This window comes from Enterobacter cloacae complex sp. P12RS (genome assembly GCF_014895875.1).
GTDB classification, from domain to species: Bacteria; Pseudomonadota; Gammaproteobacteria; order Enterobacterales; family Enterobacteriaceae; genus Enterobacter; species Enterobacter bugandensis.
In genome coordinates, this window is the sequence record NZ_JADBQO010000018.1 from 33659 (window position 1) to 53225 (window position 19567).

At 54.8% G+C, this 19567-nt stretch carries 21 protein-coding genes; 4 read left to right on the forward strand and 17 right to left on the reverse strand.

Annotated features, from left to right (window positions below; genetic code table 11):
• Nucleotides 1-88: 88 nt before the first annotated feature.
• The 14 genes from IM284_RS12385 to IM284_RS12450 form a co-directional block, all read right to left on the reverse strand.
• Nucleotides 89-1045 (reverse strand): spore coat U domain-containing protein, encoded by a 957-nt coding sequence (locus IM284_RS12385; protein WP_047367282.1) that lies wholly within the window; start codon nt 1043-1045, stop codon nt 89-91.
• Nucleotides 1036-3264, reverse strand: a complete 2229-nt coding sequence (locus IM284_RS12390; RefSeq protein WP_028015411.1) for a fimbria/pilus outer membrane usher protein — start codon at nt 3262-3264, stop codon at nt 1036-1038. Before IM284_RS12390 ends, IM284_RS12385 begins: the two co-directional genes overlap by 10 nt.
• Complete coding sequence (locus tag IM284_RS12395) at nt 3245-4021, reverse strand: molecular chaperone (RefSeq protein ID WP_047367283.1); 777 nt, start codon at nt 4019-4021, stop codon at nt 3245-3247. Before IM284_RS12395 ends, IM284_RS12390 begins: the two co-directional genes overlap by 20 nt.
• Before the next feature lie 2 nt (nt 4022-4023).
• On the reverse strand, nt 4024-4518 hold the full coding sequence (locus IM284_RS12400; protein WP_028015413.1) for a spore coat protein U domain-containing protein: 495 nt from the start codon (nt 4516-4518) through the stop codon (nt 4024-4026).
• Between the two features lie 163 nt (nt 4519-4681).
• Complete coding sequence (locus IM284_RS12405) at nt 4682-5335, reverse strand: EAL domain-containing protein (RefSeq protein WP_193055821.1); 654 nt, start codon at nt 5333-5335, stop codon at nt 4682-4684.
• A gap of 180 nt (nt 5336-5515) precedes the next feature.
• Nucleotides 5516-7807: a phosphatidylglycerol--membrane-oligosaccharide glycerophosphotransferase gene (gene opgB / locus IM284_RS12410; RefSeq protein WP_047367368.1), complete on the reverse strand. Its 2292-nt coding sequence runs from the start codon at nt 7805-7807 to the stop codon at nt 5516-5518.
• A gap of 268 nt (nt 7808-8075) precedes the next feature.
• Nucleotides 8076-8558 (reverse strand): DUF2501 domain-containing protein, encoded by a 483-nt coding sequence (locus IM284_RS12415; protein WP_193055822.1) that lies wholly within the window; start codon nt 8556-8558, stop codon nt 8076-8078.
• An 84-nt stretch (nt 8559-8642) separates the two neighbouring features.
• Nucleotides 8643-9380: a DNA replication protein DnaC gene (gene dnaC / locus IM284_RS12420; RefSeq protein WP_028015417.1), complete on the reverse strand. Its 738-nt coding sequence runs from the start codon at nt 9378-9380 to the stop codon at nt 8643-8645.
• A complete protein-coding gene (gene dnaT / locus IM284_RS12425) occupies nt 9377-9922 on the reverse strand; it encodes a primosomal protein DnaT (RefSeq protein WP_028015418.1) in 546 nt (181 codons plus the stop codon). The genes dnaC and dnaT overlap by 4 nt, the downstream gene beginning before the upstream one ends.
• A gap of 147 nt (nt 9923-10069) precedes the next feature.
• Nucleotides 10070-10498, reverse strand: a complete 429-nt coding sequence (locus IM284_RS12430) for an organic hydroperoxide resistance protein (RefSeq protein ID WP_013095463.1) — start codon at nt 10496-10498, stop codon at nt 10070-10072.
• 83 nt (nt 10499-10581) lie between these two features.
• On the reverse strand, nt 10582-11034 hold the full coding sequence (locus IM284_RS12435; RefSeq protein ID WP_047367369.1) for a MarR family winged helix-turn-helix transcriptional regulator: 453 nt from the start codon (nt 11032-11034) through the stop codon (nt 10582-10584).
• Nucleotides 11035-11075: 41 nt separating this feature from the next.
• Nucleotides 11076-11717 carry a TetR family transcriptional regulator gene (locus IM284_RS12440; protein WP_028015420.1) on the reverse strand — a complete coding sequence of 214 codons (642 nt, stop codon included), beginning with the start codon at nt 11715-11717 and terminating at the stop codon, nt 11076-11078.
• A gap of 67 nt (nt 11718-11784) precedes the next feature.
• Nucleotides 11785-12258 carry a threonine/serine exporter gene (locus IM284_RS12445; RefSeq protein ID WP_041911301.1) on the reverse strand — a complete coding sequence of 158 codons (474 nt, stop codon included), beginning with the start codon at nt 12256-12258 and terminating at the stop codon, nt 11785-11787.
• Nucleotides 12249-13025, reverse strand: coding sequence for a threonine/serine exporter ThrE family protein (locus tag IM284_RS12450; RefSeq protein ID WP_028015422.1), 777 nt, complete (start codon nt 13023-13025; stop codon nt 12249-12251). Before IM284_RS12450 ends, IM284_RS12445 begins: the two co-directional genes overlap by 10 nt.
• A gap of 408 nt (nt 13026-13433) precedes the next feature.
• Between IM284_RS12450 and IM284_RS12455 the strand changes: the two genes are divergently transcribed.
• Both IM284_RS12455 and bglJ read left to right on the forward strand, forming a co-directional pair.
• A complete protein-coding gene (locus IM284_RS12455; protein ID WP_041911300.1) occupies nt 13434-14171 on the forward strand; it encodes a LuxR C-terminal-related transcriptional regulator in 738 nt (245 codons plus the stop codon).
• Nucleotides 14168-14803 carry a DNA-binding transcriptional activator BglJ gene (gene bglJ, locus IM284_RS12460; RefSeq protein ID WP_041911299.1) on the forward strand — a complete coding sequence of 212 codons (636 nt, stop codon included), beginning with the start codon at nt 14168-14170 and terminating at the stop codon, nt 14801-14803. The genes IM284_RS12455 and bglJ overlap by 4 nt, the downstream gene beginning before the upstream one ends.
• Nucleotides 14804-14843: 40 nt before the next feature.
• On the opposite strand, the gene IM284_RS12465 is transcribed toward bglJ, so the two are convergent.
• Entirely contained in the window at nt 14844-15302 is a 459-nt protein-coding gene (locus tag IM284_RS12465; protein ID WP_023331967.1) for a YbaK/EbsC family protein, read from the reverse strand.
• A gap of 328 nt (nt 15303-15630) precedes the next feature.
• Between IM284_RS12465 and IM284_RS12470 the strand changes: the two genes are divergently transcribed.
• Complete coding sequence (locus tag IM284_RS12470) at nt 15631-16977, forward strand: PTS sugar transporter subunit IIC (RefSeq protein ID WP_028015425.1); 1347 nt, start codon at nt 15631-15633, stop codon at nt 16975-16977.
• 96 nt (nt 16978-17073) lie between these two features.
• Here the strand turns inward: IM284_RS12470 and fhuF are convergent, their stop codons facing one another.
• Together fhuF and IM284_RS12480 are read right to left on the reverse strand one after the other, a co-directional pair.
• On the reverse strand, nt 17074-17862 hold the full coding sequence (gene fhuF, locus IM284_RS12475) for a siderophore-iron reductase FhuF (protein WP_028015426.1): 789 nt from the start codon (nt 17860-17862) through the stop codon (nt 17074-17076).
• A gap of 94 nt (nt 17863-17956) precedes the next feature.
• Nucleotides 17957-19021, reverse strand: coding sequence for a GGDEF domain-containing protein (locus IM284_RS12480; RefSeq protein WP_047367285.1), 1065 nt, complete (start codon nt 19019-19021; stop codon nt 17957-17959).
• A 216-nt stretch (nt 19022-19237) separates the two neighbouring features.
• Between IM284_RS12480 and IM284_RS12485 the strand changes: the two genes are divergently transcribed.
• Complete coding sequence (locus tag IM284_RS12485) at nt 19238-19507, forward strand: DUF1435 domain-containing protein (RefSeq protein ID WP_032644970.1); 270 nt, start codon at nt 19238-19240, stop codon at nt 19505-19507.
• The last annotated feature ends 60 nt before the right edge of the window (nt 19508-19567 follow it).

Sequence of the window (19567 nt, forward strand, 5' to 3'; positions counted from 1 at the left end):
AAAAGGCTTACGCCCTCAAGGCTGCATTGCTGGCTATTTTAACGCCACTGTTACCGATAACATTGATCCAGACAGGTTTTTGGGTGATTTAATAAGTCAGCGTGATAATCACGTCATCAATAAACTCCCCGGTACCGATTAGCGGCTGTGCCGGGACCTCGCCGTAAACGGTGTAGTTCTGGGTGCCGCCTGCAGGGTTGGTGACCTGCAGCGCATCGCCGCTGTTTTGATCTCCCCAGCTTTGCGTGGCCGCCTCATCCTGCCAGAGACCGTAGCGCAGGCAATGACCCTCGCTGTTGCAGAGCTGCCGCTGGTTACCGCTGGCATGGTTGCCTTTTCCCATGGCAAGGGTGAACGCGGTTCCGGCCGGACAGCGCGTGGTGAGGGTGGCGGAGGATCGCGTCGGGCTCAGGGTAGCGGTGCTGGTCAGCGTGCCGAAGTTAAGCGGCGTCACGCGCTCGATGTAGCACCCCTGGCTGATTTCGGCCTGCGCGCTGGTGCCGCCCTGCACCTGCTGCCCCTCTGCGGAACCGTCCGAGCAGTTTTGCAGCGCGTCCTGGCGCAGGGCGCTGTGCCAGGCGATGCGCAGATTCATGTTGTAGTTGTAATAGTGGTAGGCCGGAAGCTGGCTTTGCCCTGGCGGAATGGTAGCGATAAGCGGAAAGGTACCGCTGACGTTGGCATTGCTTTCCGCGGCGAGGGTCTGCTGAATCAGGTTCCCGTTGCTGGCAGGCCCCAGCTCCTGAGAGCGCGCTGCGCCGTTAAGCAGGCGGAAGAGGAGGGTATACTGTTTCCCCTCCTGATCTCCCTGGGAGATCATCTCAAAGGGCGGGGCGTCTACGCTGCTCAGGCAGACGTTAATATATTCCGTCCTGCCCTCGTTGTCGGCCTGGCAGCTAAATTTGACCTCGGTGTTGACGGAGGTGGTATTGCCCGCCACGACGTTGCCAAAGTTAATGGCGGGCATGGAGGTTATCCAGCAGGCTGCCGCCATCGCCTTCACGGACAGGACGAGCAGCAATAATAACGGCGCTCTTAATGACACAGTTGTTCTCCGATATTCTGTATAGATGACGCGGTACGGGGCGCCGGAAGCGTGACCCGGCACTCTCCCTCACCGGTCTTAACCACCAGTTCGCCCGGCAGGGGCGGATCTTCAAGCCAGATAAAGCCGTCGCGTCCCACGATGGTGGCACCCTGCGGCGTTGACACGATGCTGCCCAGCGGGAGCGGCCTGCGGCGGCTGTCGACCAGCCGGGCCTGAACCGTGACGGCGTGATGGACGTTAAACTCGACTTTCACCGCGCTGCTGTTGCCCGGTCTGGCATGCATGTCGGTAACAGGGGCGATCACATCGGCGGGCAGATCGAGCGGGTTAATGCTGACTTTGCTGTTGTGGTAGCGCGGCAGGTCGGTCAGCAGGAGATAACCGTCTTCATCCGTTTCACCGGCCGGGCGGTTTTCCAGCATTACCGGTACGTGCCCAATGCCGTGGGTGGACACCAGCGCCATGCCCTGCTGGATGTAGCGCAGCGGGTACAGGCTGCCGTCCAGCAGCGTCAGGCTGCCTTCGGCGGAGGCGTACTGGTTGCCCTGGTTGGCACCTTGCTGCAGCCCAACGTGCCATTCGCCCGCTCGGCCCAGGTAGCCGAGGTCCGCATATCTTTCACGTCGTTCGCCGAAGCCCTGGCCCAGCTCCCATGACCAGCCGCCGGCCTCATCGTCCGGCTGGTGGCGGTAATCCATGCGCGGCGTATCCCGGCTGACCTGAGCGGAGAGCGTGTCCTCGCGACCCAATGGGACGGAAAGCAGCAGCTGAACGTGGCTCGACGCGTCCGTAAACGAGCGGGTGTAGCTCAGCGTGGTGGAGATGTGTGCCGGCAGCGATACCGACCAGGAGGCGTTGAGGTAACGCTCTGTGCTGCCCTGAATGTTCTGCTGTACCCAGCCCGCGCCCACGGTACCGAAGTGGGGGATGGACTGGCTTACCCAAACGCTGTCGCTGCGTCTGACGGGCGCGGCACCGCTCATGCGGGCGTTGTCGGCGAAATCCGCCTCGGTACGGACGGTGCTGGCAGAAATGCTCGTTCCCCTGCCGTTCCACTGCCAGCCAAGGCCCCACTGAACGCCCTGACCGTAAGGGCTGTCGCTCACGGCAACGTGCTTGCTGACCACCCCCACGGCGGGAGAGACCAGCCAGTCAGTGCCCATACCCACGTTGCGCAGCCTGCGCTGCTGTTCCGTATGCAGCGCCAGCGTCAGGCTATTATTCACCCCATAGCGCCAGCCCGCGTCCAGCAGCGGCGAGGCGGCATAGTCGTCGGAGCGCAGGGCGTAGTTTTCGCGCATCCAGCCGATGTCCAGCGAACCGCTGCTGAACCCTTCCGCCAGCATGCCCGGCGCGCCGTAGAGATCGAGCTGTACGGTGCGACGCTGGCCGTTGATATCGGTAATGACCACCTCCGCCTGTCCGCTTCCGGTGAAGGAGGGCAGGGTATCCAGTAGAAAGTCTCCCGGCGTGACGCGCTGGCTGCTCTGCTTAAGGCCGTCGATATACAAATCGACCGTGGAAGGCAGCACGGCCGTGTCGCTGTAGCGGCTGCGCGGTTCGGTATTGAGCTGGGGATTGAGCTCAAAGTTACGTGCCCAGTGCAGCCCGCCAAAGCGTACCTGTCGGCTCCAGCCGGTGCCGGTGGTGACGCTGTCGCCCAGCGCCAGCGTGGTCAGCGAGTCGGTGTTGTCCCACTGCCAGCGGGTTTCGAGACGCGTATGGGTCGGTCGACCGGCGCTGTTTTCCTCCCCGACATGGCTTGAAAAACTGCTGCTGAACGTTCCAGGTAGCCCACCGGACGCGGTCAGCATGGTCTGGGCGTTAAGCTGGCGCTTCCCTTGCACGTCGCTGGCGTAGAGCGCATATCCGAGCGTATAGGCGTTGACGGGCTGCGCATCAGGATAGCGGTACATCGGCGTGGGCCTTGAGACGGTCAGATGCTGCTGGCCCTCGAGCGCGTCTGCCTCTGCGGTAATCGACACCTGCTGGGACAGCACGTCGAGATTGACGTTCAGGCCCGGCAGGGAGGTCAGCTCAACCCACTCTGCGCGATCGTCCGGGGCGTGAAGCCCCAGCTTTTTCATGTCGCTGCGGCTTATCCATAGCGCATTATCCACCACCCGGCAGGCCCATAGCTCGCCTCGCGGGGCGTGGTTCACGGTAATGGCCAGCCATTGCACGGTGTCGGCGGGCTCAGTCCGGGCTGACAGCATGAGCGGTAGCCAAAACAGGAGCGCGAGAAGCGAGCGGGCGCAGGGGTATCTGGCTGGCATGATGGTCATCATTAAGATAGACGCGCAGCGAGCTGAGCGCGTGACGTGTGGGCTGCTTGAGCGATAAAAGGGCGGTTTGTCCCGGGAGCACATAGCCCGCCAGGCCTTTAATCGACCCGACAACCTTCCCATCGGCCGTCAGGGCCTCAAGGTGGCTCAGGCGGATGTGGCGGTTTCCGGCGTTAAAGCAGCGGAGAGTGGCCGGTATGTCTGCCTGCTCACAGCTCAGGGCATCGTGGCTGACGGGCGCGCTCTGGCTCCCGGCAATAAACACCGGAATCGAGTAGCGCAGCAGGAAGTGTACCGCGGAGGGGTTGGCGGCACGGGACGCGGCGTCCGGCAGTTCGTCAATAACCAGCCGGTAACTTTGCTCCTGCGCACGGATGCCGGGCTGCATAACGATAATGCGCACCAGCTGCTGCTGGCCCGGCGCCAGTGAAGTCATCGCCGGGCTGGTGACCACCTCCCCGGTGGACACCAGCACATCTTTACCGTTTTTTTGCGTCCATTCGTATACCCGAATCTGCGCATTGATGACCGCTTTCCCACTGTTTGTGAGATAGACCGCCGCTGCCCGCTGGTCGCTCTGCAGATCGAGCGTTACCGGGGCCACCTGAAGCGTGGCGGCCAGCGCGTAGCGCGACAGCAGCGCCAGCATCATGAGCCACAAAATGAAGCAGGGAAGGTAGCGACGCACGATCAGTACTCCAGTTTTAACGTGATATCGTCGCTGTAGTTCCCTGCCTGGGCGGTTGTCAGCGCCCCGGCGTCAATGACGCCATACAGCGTTTCTTCCTGTTCCGCACCGTTGCCGGTATCGTCCAGACCAGTCGTCTCGTTGATTTGCTTCTGTTTGCCTTCGTCAGCAAAGAGTTTCCACGCAATCTTCTGCGCCCCGGTTTCGCCGTTTTCCGGCTTCAGCCAGAAGGTGCCGCTTTCGCCGTCGGGGCTGGTGGCGGTGAGGGTGAACGGCGTGCCGTTGGTACAGACGATATCGACCTGCGTTTTGGCCAGGATTTCGCTCGACTCATCGGAGCCGTGACGCGAGAAGTTGAGGTCGTTGGCTTTGAGGGTGCACGACTTCACGACCTCAAGTGATACATGCATCGTCGCGCTTGCGGTACTGTCTGCGGCGATCGCAGCAGCAGGAAGCAGGAGAGCGGAACAACATACAGCGGTGGGAATAATTTTCATGATCTTATTTCCTGACGTGAGTAACAGTGCAATTACAAAGCGAATGACTGAGCGTCCAGCAGGCAGCGTTTTTGATGGCATTCTGCCAGGGTATGGCAGCAAAAGGTGGGGCAAGGCCATAAGCAGGCGTTGCCGCGCAGAACGATGACCCGATCGCCAGCATTCAAAATGAAAGGGGCCATTTTCTCCCCCACAGATAGCCCTGGCCGTAATCGGCCGCGCTCGCGCAGGCCAGCGCGAAATCACCCGCGGTTTCGATGCCTTCGATCAGCACCTTGCTGGCGACGCGCTTGCACTCGCGGGTGAGATGCAGAAACTTCGCCTGCTCGGTCCGTCCGTTCCAGAAGGTATGTTTGTCAATTTTGATGCCGCAGAAGCGGATCTGGCTGGTCAGCAGGTCGGGAAGTAGGTCTTCGCAGACATCGTCTGCCCACACTTCTATCCCCCACTGATGGAGCGTCGCGATGCATTTCCTCAGCGCCTGGCTTTGCGTATCGTCGAGTTGGACCATCGTATGGAGATCGGTGATCTCGATAGCAAGTTTCTCCGGGCACGGGGTTTCTTCTTTTAGCCTGTCGAGGAAGTCCGTTTCCAGCAGTAAATCCGATGTTGCATTGAGGTAATACTTGTCGCCATCCTTGCAAAACATGGCGTGACGAAGCTGCGCAAAGAAGTGCGCTTTACGCTGCGTCGCCGACAGCGAGCCAAAGTAATCTTCAAGATTGACGTTGGGCTTTGCCGTGGACAATACCTCCCAGGCAATCACATTTTCACTGCGCAGTGCCCGGATGGATTCGAACTTATAGCCGGTTAGCATGATAAACGTGCGTAACGCTCCGTGGTGATTTCAGGAGCTTGGAATTTTACGGATCTGGATTTTGGCGGGATATTTATAGATAAAAATGGCTTATATAAAGTGTTTTAATCTAATTTATAAGAATATTATAGGATTATTTATTTTCATAAGCGCCCGGCAGAACGCCGGGCGCGACGCGTCTTAACCCGCTTTGCTGACGATTTTGATTTCGACCATGCCGATCCCGAGCTGGCGCGGTGAATGGCCGAGAATATTTCCTTCATTGGTGGACTGCGGGTCCGGCGGTACGATCACCAGGGTATTGCTGCGCGAAGGATTCTCAAAGTGCAGCGTGTGCGTGCTCACGTCGTTTCCAAGCGTTAACGTCTGCTCCCGATCTCCCACGCGAACGGGGACGGGCTTGTTGGCATTGGGTCCATAAGCCCTGGCGGTGATCACCAGGTCGAACTGTTCCGGCAGCGGATGGGTGTACTCGATTTTCACCTCGTTGCCCAGCTGCGCGTTTGACCAGCGTCCCCACGACTCCGGACGGGAGATGCCGCTAAACTGCTTCACCTCTTCGGGCGCGCCGGCCACGTTAAAGATAAAGCTGTCCGCTTTATAGCGGATGTCGTTGTCGACGATTTTCAGTATGTCGATGTTGTGCTGATAGCGAGCCGTATCAATCACCGTATCTTTAAAGGCGGTTTTGCCTTTCCACTGGGCTTTGTCGACATGCTGCACGGTTTGCTCCCCGCCAAGCTGGCCCTGAGAGACGCACCAGTCCGTAGAGAGCGCCAGCGGCTGCGACCAGAGCTGACCCATTTTGTAACACCGGTCAATCCAGACGAAGTTATCGCGAGGGGCGAAATCGGCCAGCTGGAAGCGCAGCGGCGCGGAATACTCGCTTTCCGGCAGCGGTTCGACGCGACTATCCGACACGCGCACCAGCAGCGGCAGGCGGAAATTGCTGCCGGAGAAGGCAACGGTGTTTTTATCCCGATCGACGGTGAAGTCTTTCATCTCTTTCGGGAAATTCCACAGGCGGATGATGTCGGGCTTCCAGGCGAGAATTTTTTCCTTCATGTTGAGGAACACTTCCGACAGGGATTGCCCCGACAGCGTGCTGCGCCCGAGGCCAATAAAGTTGTCGCCCCCCAGAATGTCCAGCACGGTTGCGCCGTTATCCATGGAGTTGCGTTTGGTGGCGATTAACTCCTGCTGCGGCTGGTCGCCGCGCAGCACGAAGAAAAGATTGCTGCGATCCTGCTTGCTGAGCTGGTCCCACGCGCTGTTTTTCATTGCCAGATGGTCAGACGATACGACGATGACGGTGTTTTTAAACCAGGGCGAGGCTTTGATTTTCTCGACCAGCGCGGCGATGTGCTCCTGGCTACAGGTCACTGCGCTGAAAGACTTGTTGTTTTTGCCGTCCACGTCATAGCTTTTTCGCTTACAGGTGCGCGAGACGAACCCGTCCGGATGGTGCGTATCTACCGTCAGCGCAAAGAGAGAAAAACGCTTCCCGGCGCGGGAAAGTTCCTCGAATTTCTTCCAGGTTTCGTCCAGCACCGTATCGTCATAGAAGCCCCAGTCGTTGCGATAGGTGGGATCGGCAACCATCGTTTTTAACTCTTCTGAGCCATACAGGTGGTCAAAACCGTGGGATTTCAGGAACACATCTTTTCCGGCAAAGCGCAGGTTTGCTCCCTGCATAAAGTAGTTTTCATAGCCGGAGTTTTTCAGGATATCGCCCAGGCAAATATTCTGCGGGAAGAACGTCGACATCGAGGCGGAGGCGTTGCCTTCAAAAGGTGCGAACAGCGGGATACCGCACTGGGAGGCCACCATCCCGGCGATAGTGTAATCCGTGCCGGGTAACTGCATGGTGTGGCTGAAATCGAGGCCTTCGTTTTTCAGCGCGCCCAGTTCCGGCGTGAGGTTCGGAAACGCATCGTTATCAAAGTAGGTGCGCTCCAGGCTTTCACCGTAGATGTAGACCAGGTTGAGCTTCGGGTTGGCGATCGTTTTCGACGGCTCTTTATAGTAGGCCACGAAGTCCGGATCGCCGTCGCGCGACTGGGATTTTACAAGCTCGGTGATCTGATGAAACGCGGGGCTGGCGTCAACGGAGGCCAGCGCCAGGAAAAGCGCCAGCAGGCTGTAGCCATGATGGTGAGGAAGATGGCGACGGCGGCGCAGCACCCAGGCGAGCGCGCCGAAAATCGTCACCAGCGCCACGATCAGTCCCAGCCCCGGAAGGATGTATTTACCTACTCCCGCGCCCGTCAGGCTGTTCGTCAGGGTGTAGAGCACGGCATCGTTAATGCCGTCGCCGGTGAAGTAATCGCTGGCGTATAAGGTAATGTTTAAAACGATAAAAATGCCGAGCACCACCAGCGTGGCGATAAACCACCAGGTGTTACGGCCGGCTTTCCAGGCATAAACGCCGACGGAAGCCAGAAAAAGGATAAGAGAGATGAATTCTGACAACAGCATATCCTCATGACGCCAGGTGCTTCGCTGGCTAACTGTTTATTTTTGGTAAGACAATGTAATGGCGATGTCGTTTAGCTGCAATTTTAGTGTCACGAAAGTGTGCTGTTGTTAGGATTTGGTTTATAAAATCGTTTTTATGAGGATGGTCGCATCCTGACAAACGGACGCTGAGACGGTGGCAGGTAGGAAAAACGCTCGTTTAACGCCGCGATGCAAGCCTATCGCATTAAACGCGGCGTGTTGTGGCAGAAAATGGGGCGGATCAGGAGATGAAATTAACGCCTTGTTTCAGCACCAGATCGCAGGCTTTGGTTTTCACCTGTTTTGCCAGGGCGGAGTTGCCGAGGGTGCTCAGATTCAGCTGTTGGCCGTTTTGCGCGTTAAGCAGGCCCTGAATGCCGTCCATATAGCTGGTATCCGCTTTTTGCTCCTGCGTGTCGAGACCCAGTTTACCCAGCACCTGGTTTTTCACGTTTTGCGCGTCGCTCACCGAGGCCAGCTTTTGCTTAGCGCAATATTCCAGAATCCCCGCCGCGTTGTTCATCGTGCCCGCGCTCAGGCTCTGGGAACTGTTGCTCAGCAGGCTGGTGAGAGAAGAGGCCGAGAGCCCGCCCTGGGCGCTGCTGCTCTCTTTGGTCAGCTCATTCGCGGCGCTTGACAGGGACTCCTGCCACGAAGCCGCTTGTGCTGCGCCGGTAACCAGCAGCGCGCCTAAAAAGGTGCTGATAAGAATCTGTTTTTTCATAATGGCTTTCTCAAAAAGGTCCGTTTTGGGCCGGAAGGGGTTCCAGTATATACCTGCGCCCTGCTGGCGATTCCTGGAACTGTCTTAATACTCTTTGCCGGTGACGCGGCTGCGGTAACTGTCCCAGTCGAAAATGACATACAGACTATTACCCAGCTTCATGCGGTCCATGACGCGTTCGCCCAGTAAGCGGGTCATCTCGTCAATGTTGTGGTTCGTCAGCATCCCGGTGGGACGTTTGGACGAAGAGCGGCGATCGACTATCTGGTTAATGATGACCTTTTCATAACGGGATTCGGTCTGAACGCCAATCTCGTCGATGACCAGTAGATCGACATTGCTCAGATCGTTAAGAAGCTGCTCTTCGCTGGTTTCACGGTTGCTGAAGGTGTCTTTCATGGCGGACATGATATCGGCCACGGTGATGATGAGGACCGATTTACCGCGCAGAAGCAGTTCATTGCAGATGGCGGCCGCGAGGTGGTTTTTACCTGTGCCCGGCTTGCCGCTAAAAATGAAGCTGGCGATATTGCCGTCAAATTCATCCACGTACTGACGCGCGGCGGCGAGCGCGTTCATCTGCCCGCTGGTCTCAATTTTATAGTTATCAAACGAGCAGTTCTGATGCAGGGGACGAATACCGGAGCGGTTAAAGGTGCGCTGCATTTTCATTGCCCGGTTTTCGCGGGCGAGCGCGGCGGCACGAATTTTACCTTGCTCCTTTTGCCACGCCAGCAGCTCTTCACCCGTGGTGAAGGCGGGCTTCACGTTGGCTGGCATCATCTTTTGCAGACGTTTCATCAGGTCGCCGACGTTCTTCATTTCGCACCTCGGAATCCACTTGGGATCTGTTTATCCGGTTCTGAAAACGTGTTGATATCGCGCTTAGGCTGGCCATTGTTACTGGCGCGGGTAATTTGAAGATGACGCGCGAGCTTTTGCTGCCACTGAATGTGGGTGAACACTTTGCCTTCCGCCTGCCACCAGGCGATAAACGCGGCGAGCTCTTCAGCGGTGGCTGGCTGAGTTAACGCAATGCCCCACAATGCTGCCTGCCGCTGAAAATCTGCGTCAGGCTGCCAGCCCGCGTACAGGACAAATTTGCCCATCGGAACGGTTAGCGGGGTATTAACCGGTTCTTCAAAAAACTGGTTATCCAGCGTGACGTCGCTTGCCGGACGTGACATCTGCGCTTCGATCTCCAGAAGCTGCGCCAGACGTTCCGGCGTGATTGCGTAAAACGCCGGCGCGTTGTCGGCAAAAACCGCAACCGTGCCGCCTTCGGCGTGGGTCAACACACCGCGTGGGTCGCGCATAAAGGCATCAATGCCAGCAATGCTGGTGGTCAGAATTCTGGAGGACATAACGCTTACTCAACTGATTACTACGGGCGTGATATGGGCTTATGGTAGCACAGAGAGGGGAGGGGATGGAGGGGATTTCCCCGGTGGCGCTGCGCTTACCGGGGCTACAGTCGTAGGCCTGAAAAGCGCAGCGCCATCAGGCAGTTATCACGCGATGATGTTCAGCGTCACGTCGATGTTGCCGCGGGTCGCGTTAGAGTACGGGCAAACGATATGCGCCGCATCGACCAGCTTTTTGGCTTCCGCAGGATCCATACCTTCAACGTGGATATTCAGCTTTGCTTCGATACCAAAACCGGTCGGCAGCGGGCCGATACCCACTTCGCCTTCAATAAACGCCTCTTTTGGCAGGGTAAATTTGTCGCGAGCCGCCACAAACTTCATCGCGCCCAGGAAGCAGGCAGAATAACCCGCAGCAAACAGCTGCTCAGGGTTCGTGACTTCTCCACCCATACCGCCCATCTCTTTGGGCACGCCCAGTTTAACGTCCAGAACTCCATCGGAAGAGGTCGCGCGGCCGTCACGGCCCCCGGTTGCTTTTGCTTTGGCGGTATAAACAACTTTTTCTAAAGACATGGCAGGTTCCTCATCTTACTTTATATGTGCTATTAAATAGCGTGCGATGTATATGGGTAAATAAGAACGCGTAAAGTATAGCCTTACGCACGTTGAATCTGTTGTCGCAAAAGTTTCAGCTGCTGCTTGAGCGCCAGCATGGTGTCGGTATCACACTGTGCGGCACACCCCACCGCGTGTGGGATACCCAGTGCCTGCTGCTGAAGTTCACGTCCGGCTTCAGTCAGCGTGACGGCGACCTGACGCTCATCTTTACGCGAGCGGTGGCGGTTGATTAGCCCTGCGCTTTCCAGACGCTTCAGAAGCGGCGTTAGCGTTGCGGAGTCAAGGAACAGCCGTTCACCGATGTCCGACACCGTCACGTCATCCTGCTCCCACAGCACCAGCATCACCAGATATTGCGGGTAAGTCAGGTTTAGCGGCGCCAGCAGTTGCCGGTACAGCTTATTAAGCGCCAGATTTGCCGAATAGAGGGCAAAACAGAGCTGGTTATCCAGCAGGAGCGCAGCGGTCGTGTCGTTCGTTTTTGCGTTCATGAAATGAATATAGATTGTGCGCGATTTAATTGCAAGCAATTTTAGGGGCAGGTATAACGCAGCGCCACCTGAACGGCCATTTTACGGTAGTGCTGGCGCTGGGCCTGCTCGTCTGCACCCTCTTCAAACAGCAGGGTGAAGGTGTAGCTGTTGGCAACGTAGTGAAAGCTGAAGCTGCTGATCAGACGGTGAAGGTCGCGGGCGTCAACCGTCTGGCTGAAAAGCTGTTTTTCTTTGCCCCGGCGCAGGATGCCTTCCAGCAGGTCGAGCGCGCTGCGGTTGACCTGACGCAGATAGTTTGACTGCTGCATAAAACGGCCGCGCTGCATGTTTTCCATGCAGATAATGCGGATGTAATCCGGGTGGTCGGCATGATAGTCAAAGGTGGCTTCAACCAGATGGACCAGCGCTTCGACGGGAGGCATATCCGCCAGGCTAAGCGCCTTTTCACTGGCGCGAATTTGGGTGTAAACGTACTCCAGGACGAGCAGGTAGAGATTTTCTTTGTTTTTAAAATGGTAAACGACCATGCGTTTGGTGGTGCCTGCTTTCTCCGCGATCTGCTCCATGCGGGCGCCGTTCAGTCCAAATTCGGCAAACAGCGCGATAGCGCTCTGAAAAATTTTCTCTTTCAGGCTCGATTCTTCACTGTGATCGGGGTGTTCGCTGCCAGAGTTAGCCACATCCTTTCCTTATTTTTACCAAACGGACCAGAAAGATTATCTCCACGGCAGCGAAATAACACAAATATCAAACGCGCGGGCGTTTGCGGTAGAGCCATAGCCCGGGTATCGACAGCCCGATAGAGAGCGCACCGACGATGGAGGACGCCTTAAGAAAGTTGCTCAGGAGAAGGATCATCTGCGGCTCGGTGTAGCCAAAATGGCTGATTTTCACCGCGGAAATCATCGCCGTATAGGCAGATATGCCGGGGAACATCGGGATAACGGCGGCGACGGTGAACACTTTCGGATGCGCCAGATACCAGCGCGACCATTGAATACCGATGCTGCCGACCAGCATAGAGGCGATAAACGTCGACCATTCGATGTTAAAGCCCGCCGTCATCATCACCATTCGCGAGCCGTGGCCAATTGCGCCCAGCAGCGCACACCACGGCAGAGCGCGTTGCGGAACGTTAAATACCATCGCAAAGCCGACGGCAGGAATGGCCGCCAGGGCCATGTCCTGTGCCAGCGCCAGCAGAAAATCTATCACGCCCATCCTCGTAACCCCCACAGCGTCATCGCCATCACCACGCCGATGCAGGTCGCCAGCGTCAGCAGGCTGGCGATAGCCCAGCGTGCCAGCCCGGTATTGATGTGCCCTTTAAACATGTCGGCAACGGCGTTAATCAGCGGGAAGCCCGGCACCAGCAGAAGCACGCTGGCGGCCATCGCAATCGTCGGGGTAGCGGCAAACTGCGGCAGGCGCAGCAGCAGGCCAGACACCGTAGTGGCAACAAACGCGGTAATGCAGAAGTTAATTTGCGGGTGCAGCTGCCGGTGCGTCAGCAGTTGGCGCACGTACATGGCGATGCTGCTGGCGAAAAAGGTGACGATCGCGCCGTCCCAGCCACCTTTATTGAGCTTACAAAAACAGGCGCATGACAGCCCCACCATGAGCACGACCAGCCAGCGTGGATAACGTAATGGCTTGATTTGGTTAAAACGTTTTTCAATCTCCTTGAGATCGAGAAGCTTATGCTCAGCCAGGATGACGATGTGCTGGACCTCGGTTACAACGTGCATATTAATGCCGCGGTCGTGATTTTTACGGGTGGACGTAAGACACTGCCCGTCTTTAATGGTGGTCAGCACAATGGCGTTGGATGAGATAGCGCTCTCAACGCTGTCCATCCCCAGCGCCAGCCCCAGCCGGGTTGAGAGCTCCTCGACCAGCGCGCTTTCCGCGCCGTGCTGGAGCAGAAAAAGACCGCACTGAATACAGAGCCGCGTGATAGCACGCTGCGTTGACCGATCTGCCTGCATGTATTATCCCGAAGATAAGGTGAATAGTTGCCGGTTGGCCCGTAATGCCTACTTTTAGCACAAAGTGCAGTGGCTCTTGCTGTGGGTCAGATCAAGGTTTATGCAAACAGTTACCCCCCTCGTCACGACGACTTACAGGATTAATTTATTAATACGATGAATTATTAATTTGAAATAATAAAATATTTTTATTTAGAAATTCTAATTTTATTTTGTTGTTATTTTAATGTCTGCACAATTAAATTGATTTGCGCTTTGTGAGATATTAGCGCTGTTTTAGGCATTTCCTAAACTAAGAACATATCTCATCTTCTGCTTGTATTAATCTTTTTATACTCAGGGAAGAAAATATTTATACTTTGGTGCGTTTTACATGACGCACCGAAGGAAAATGGACACGGAGGGTCTATGTTGTCGTTGCCTGGTAAGCATGGCGTTGTCATTAGCCGGATACCCGTCATGCAGAATGGGTTAGGGGACGTGATGGCACGTCATTTCCCCGATTTTGAATTGACCTACTGCCGCTCACTGCAGGAGTTAACCCTGCTTCAGTTGCGCCGCGCAGATGTGATTATCGCCGACGTTTCAGGCGAATACAGGAACCCACGGGGTACGCTCGAAGAGTATTACCGCTTACTGAACCAGTACCGGGAAATCCACTGGATCTTTTTGGTCTCCCGGCCGTTTTACCCTATTGCCGTTGAGCTGCTTATGCGGCCGGAAAGTACGCTGCTTTCTGATATGGAACCTATCGAAGGTGTCGTTAACGCTATCCGGGCAGGGAGTGAACGCGCAGAACGGATAAGCCAGACGTTATTAACCCCAGAACCTGAGGAAAGTGAGGATGACGACGAACACTTTATTGCGCTCACGCACTCAGAACGTAAGGTGCTTCGCCTGTTAGGCAAAGGGTGGGGGATTAACCAAATCGCTACGTTGCTTAAAAAGAGCAATAAAACGATCAGTGCGCAGAAAAACAGTGCGATGCGAAGGCTCTCATTGCGGAGTAATGCCGATATGTACGCCTGGATCAACAGTACACAGGGAATGAGAGAGCTGAGTTTAATGTCAGCCTATGGAGAGTTCGAGGAATGGAAAAAACCGATTCAACAAGACATATCGCCATCATCGAAAATTGCTCGATGAGTGCGGTCGGGCTGCAGCATCTTTTTACGCAGCCTGAACTCAGCCAATATCAACTGCACCTGTTTAATGATTTTGATGGCTTTAAGAAAGCACTGCAACACGTGAATTTTTTCTCGCTGATCTATTCGCTTTCCGATGCGCGAGAAGAACGACGTAACTGCCTGGCGCATCTGCGGGATCTCGCGTTTACGCATAGCCATATTCAGCGCATTATCCTGGTCTCGGATGAGATGGAGGCGAGGTTGATTAGCCATCTTTCACCTTCACGTCTTCACGGTGTGGTCAGTAAATCGGTGACCCTTGAACACCTGCTGAAGGAGTTAGTGGTATTGTTGAGCGAAACGCTGCGCATTAATGACAATATGCTTAACCACTGGTACTGCAGTCAGAACCGGATGTTAAGCCCAACGGAAAGAGCGATTTTACGTTATATGTCATGCGGATATTCCATTCCCGAAATAGCGGCGCAGCTTGAACGCAATATCAAGACTATTCGCGCGCATAAGTTTAATGCGATGGTGAAGCTAGGGGTGAATTCTGACGTAGGATTGCTTGATGCAGCGGATATTCTTACCCATCTTCCGGTTAGAGAACCGCGAACTGTGGGGCTAAGCAAACCGACATTTTTGTAACCTGTGCCTTTTGCGCGCCAGATGTGCTCTGGCGCGTCATTCAGATGCACACATCAACCCACTTTGCTGAAGTCAGCTCTGCCATTCTGTCCGGAGAAATACGTACGGCACTATGGATAGCGCCAGCGGCGGGGAGCACTTCAGCGTATTGTTTTAAAGAGATATCGCAGTAAACCGCAAGTGGGTTTTCAAGCCCAAACGGGCAGACGCCACCAACGGGATGACCCGTCACGGTAACCACTTCATCACTGCTGAGCATGCGTGCTTTCGCGCCAAACGTGTCTTTCAGTTTTTTGTTATCCAGACGCGCATCACCCTTCGCCACCACCAGAATCACCTCATTTTTAACCTTCAACGATAGGGTTTTGGCGATTTGTCCCGGCTCTACACGGTGGGCGGCAGCAGCCAGCGCAACGGTAGCCGTACTCTGGCTAAGTTCTATTACCTCTATTTCCGGCGCGTTGTCGGCAAAAAACTGCTGTACGGACTGCAAACTCATTGTTTCCTCCTGACAAATATCCTGCGTAATCTGTCATAAGAATTTATGCTCTGTAAATATCTCTTAAGTAACAAATATCCAGGATGGCTGATTTCTGGATCCTCTTCACAATCACAGAAACCGGTTACAGTAACCGGTTGCAGAGCGTGATGCGTAGATTAATACTGAGTATGTAACGTCCCCTGTATCCAATAATAAGAGCCAATTATGAAACCATTTCGTCTGAGCAGTACCGCTGGTACGCAAGCCAGCAAGGTTGTGAAGCTGATTTATGGAACAACGTGCGGCGCGAGCGCGCCTGTAATAAACGTCTGACAGGAGATCAACCATGTCTGCCAACCATGCTGCGTTTAATCTGATATTCCGTTTCGTTGAAAATTACGTGAGCCCGATTGCCGGGCGGATCTCGTCCCAGCGTCATGTCATGGCTATCCGTGATGGGTTCATCTCCGCGATGCCGTTCATGATTGTGGGTTCATTTTTATTAGTGTTTGCTTACCCGCCGTTTTCGCCTGATACCACCTGGGGTTTCGCACGCGCCTGGCTGGATATGGCGAAGCAGTTTGAAGGCCAGATCCTGACGCCGTTTGATATGACGATGGGCATTATGTCCATTTATATCTGCGCGGCCATCGCCTATAACCTTGGCAAACATTATGTCAAAACGCACCAGCTGGATCCGTTCATGTGCGCCATGCTTTCGCTGATGGCGTTTCTGCTGGTTGCCGCCCCGAAAACCAAAGGCACGCTTCCCGTCGACAGCCTGGGTGGAACGGGTATTTTTACCGCCATTCTGGTGGCGATTTACTGCGTTGAAATGATGCGTTTCCTGAAGGCGCATAACATCGGTATTCGCCTGCCGGACCAGGTGCCGCCGATGATCAAAAACTCCTTTGACCTGCTGATCCCGGTGCTGGTGGTGGTGTTAACGCTTTATCCGCTGAGCCTGGTGATTCAGTCTCAGTTTGACATGCTGATCCCGCAGGCAATTATGTCCATCTTCAAGCCTCTGGTTTCCGCGGCGGATTCACTGCCCGCGATCCTGCTGGCGGTGTTGATTGGCCACCTGCTGTGGTTCGCCGGGATCCACGGGGCGGCTATTGTCTCCGGGATGCTGCAGATGTTCTGGCTGACTAACCTCGGAGCGAACCAGACCGCGCTGGCTGCCGGCCATCCTCTGCCACATATTTTTATGGAAGCCTTCTGGACGTTCTTCATCGTGATTGGCGGGTCGGGTGCAACGATGGGTCTGGTGATTTGCTATCTGCGCAGCCGTTCAGCGCATTTACGCTCTATTGGCCGATTGAGCGTGGTGCCCAGCTTCTTCAACATCAACGAACCCGTTATCTTCGGTACGCCGATTGTAATGAACCCGGTGTTCTTTATTCCGTTCCTGCTAGCCCCGATGGTTAACGCCGTGCTGGCCTGGGCGGCGATGACGTTTGATCTGATTGGTCGTGTTATTTCAGTGGTTCCCTGGACGGCACCGGCGCCGATAGGCGCAGCATGGGCCCTGGGCTGGGATTTCCGCGCGGCTATCCTGGTTGTGGTTCTGGCCTGCGTGTCGGCAATCATCTACTACCCGTTCTTCAAAGTGTACGAGAAGCAACTGCTGGAGCAGGAAGCGGAAGAAGCACAGCGTAATGGGGAAGAGGACAATCAGCAGGTGGCTTAAAGACGTTGTGCCGGGTGGTGGCTGCGCGTTACCCGGCTTACGAGTCGAGGTTTTTGTAGGCCCGGTAAGCGAAGCGTCACCGGGCAATTCACTGCACTACTTTAGCGTGCAATCCCCGCACTGCTTAACGTCCGGCAGGCGATAGCGCTGGCAGCAGGTACGGCGTACCAGAAGCCCGTCACGGAGCACAACGGTACGGAATAACGGATTATCGCGACCATCGGAAAGCTGTTTGGCAAAGAAGCAGGACTGGCGCAGGGCCTCCACTTTCTCATCGCCAAGCAGCGGCTTCATTTCTGTTAAATACCAGTGAATTAAATACCCGGTGTTACTCCAGATAAGCTTCCCGTTGATCTCGCCCGTTGCTTCAAGTGCCTCTACCACTGGGATCAGGGCCTGGATGACAAGCTGTTCCAGACGTTCCTGAGCAGAGAACTGCTCTGCGCCGCGATCTTCGTGCAGATCAATCCAGAAGCAGGCTGCTCGGCCAGTTTCGTGGAACTCGACGTGAAAATGATCCGGGGAGAGCGCCAGCATGCTCTTTTGGGTTAATACCGCCAGCATGAGCGGGGGAACCATCAGCCCGATATACCACTGTGCCCACAGGGAAAGCAGAGGTTTATTTTCCCGCGTTAGGGTCGGCTGATTGCGATAGATATGGTCGGAATAGGTTGCAAGCAGCGACTGCAGCGTAGAGGGCTGCTGCCACTCAGCGAGCGTCATGGCGTGGTGCGGGGGCGCTTCATCAAGCCTGATAAAGTCCAGCAGGTGGGCGCGCGTCTTAGCAATCTTGTCCCGTATGGCATCCGCAAGCGACGCATTCCCGCTGGTGAGGGGCGCTCGCCAGAGGAGTGGTTCAACGATGTGTGCGGTATGCGTAGCCATAGTTGAGATAGAAATCTAAATGATAATGATTGCCAATCCTAACTATTGCTCATACCAATGGCAAGACTTTTGTCCTGATTAACCGAAGACGCGCTTAAGCGGTTTGTAGCTCTTCACTCAGCAGAATGTTATTGCGACCTAAATGCTTTGCTTCATAGAGGGCTCTGTCCGCTCTCTCCAGAGCGCTTTCCACGTCCTCGTTTTCGAAAATGGCAATACCGATGCTGATGGTGACATTGGTGGCGACGCTTTCGTTGAACAGATGGGGGATTTTCAAATCATAGACTTTCTGACGGATCCGCTCTGCCGTATGGCGGGCGTGTTCAAGTGAAATATTCGTCAGCAGCACCATGAACTCTTCCCCACCGAAACGCGCCACAATATCGCGCGAGCGGACGGCATCACGAATTGCCGCAGAGACGCGCTTCAGCGCCTGGTCACCCATCATGTGGCCATAATGGTCGTTATAGGCTTTGAAGTGGTCGATATCCATCAAAAGAACAAAATGTTCGCCGTTTTCTACCGCCGGCAGGTCCTCCAGACGGCTCTGCAGGCCGCGACGATTATAGAGCCCGGTTAGCGGGTCCATCATACTGAGATCGGTCAGAGTTTCCCGTTCTTCCAGCAGGCGAGAGAGCAGCTCCTGGGCGAAGCGATCGTTGCGCCGTTGCAAAATGTTATGAATAGCAATAGCCACCACAGGAAGTGCGAAAGAATAGGACATTCTTAGCCATATATCCTGGTCACTTAACCACAGGCAGACAATAAAGGCGGGGAGCGAGTGCAGCGTAAATGCTTTGATATTACTGGCGAAGGCCAGCGTTCCGATAAAAAGCACCGTGAGTAAAGCTATTATCAAATACATCGCCTGGTCATGGGTAATTAGCGAAAATTTCGAATCTATTTGCCAGGCCCACAAAATACCAAAGATTGCTGAAACGGCAGGAATATTTATCTTCCGCGCGCGCTTTTTCCAGTGCCAGATGAACAGGCCAGTACTGATCGCGAAAATAGCAATCAGAGGGGCAGAAAACACGCGTACAGAATAGAGCGGGTTTGTTACCGAGAACACGGCTGACGTTGCGTTCAGAAATAAAAATAAACGTAACGATAATTGATATTTTCTTTGAACCAAAGACCGCCAGGATTGTGATGTCATAGTCGTGCGTTTTTATTAAAACTTAATTAAAACAGATGAATAGGTGTGGTTTCGCACTTAATTATGCAAAAAACTCAAAGCGTAATTATAAGAAAAACTTTATGTGTAGTTAACAGGTGAGCAATTTATCACCTTAGGAAATTTCTGTCATTCTACATAAGGGGAAAGGGCGATTTTTTTTGCTTCACCGCGCTGACAAATGATAATTTTTATCATATGATATTGTTTATCATTATCGTTATGAAAGGGCGATGTATGTTGAACAGGGCGCTGGGAAGTGCATGGGGAGTATTGCTGCCGGGCGTAATCCTTGGCGGTTTGATGTTTGCCGATCTCTCCATCGAAAGCTGGAAGGCCATCATTGTGTCAGGGCTGCTGATGACGTCAGGCATGATCTGGCATAAGCACCTACGCCATTATGTGTTACTGCCATCATGCGTCGCATTAGTCAGCGCAATTCTGGTGATAATGATGAGTTTGAAATAACAGGGAAAATAAGAGGTATTACAGAAGGGAGATAAGATAATTGGTGCGAGGGGGGGGACT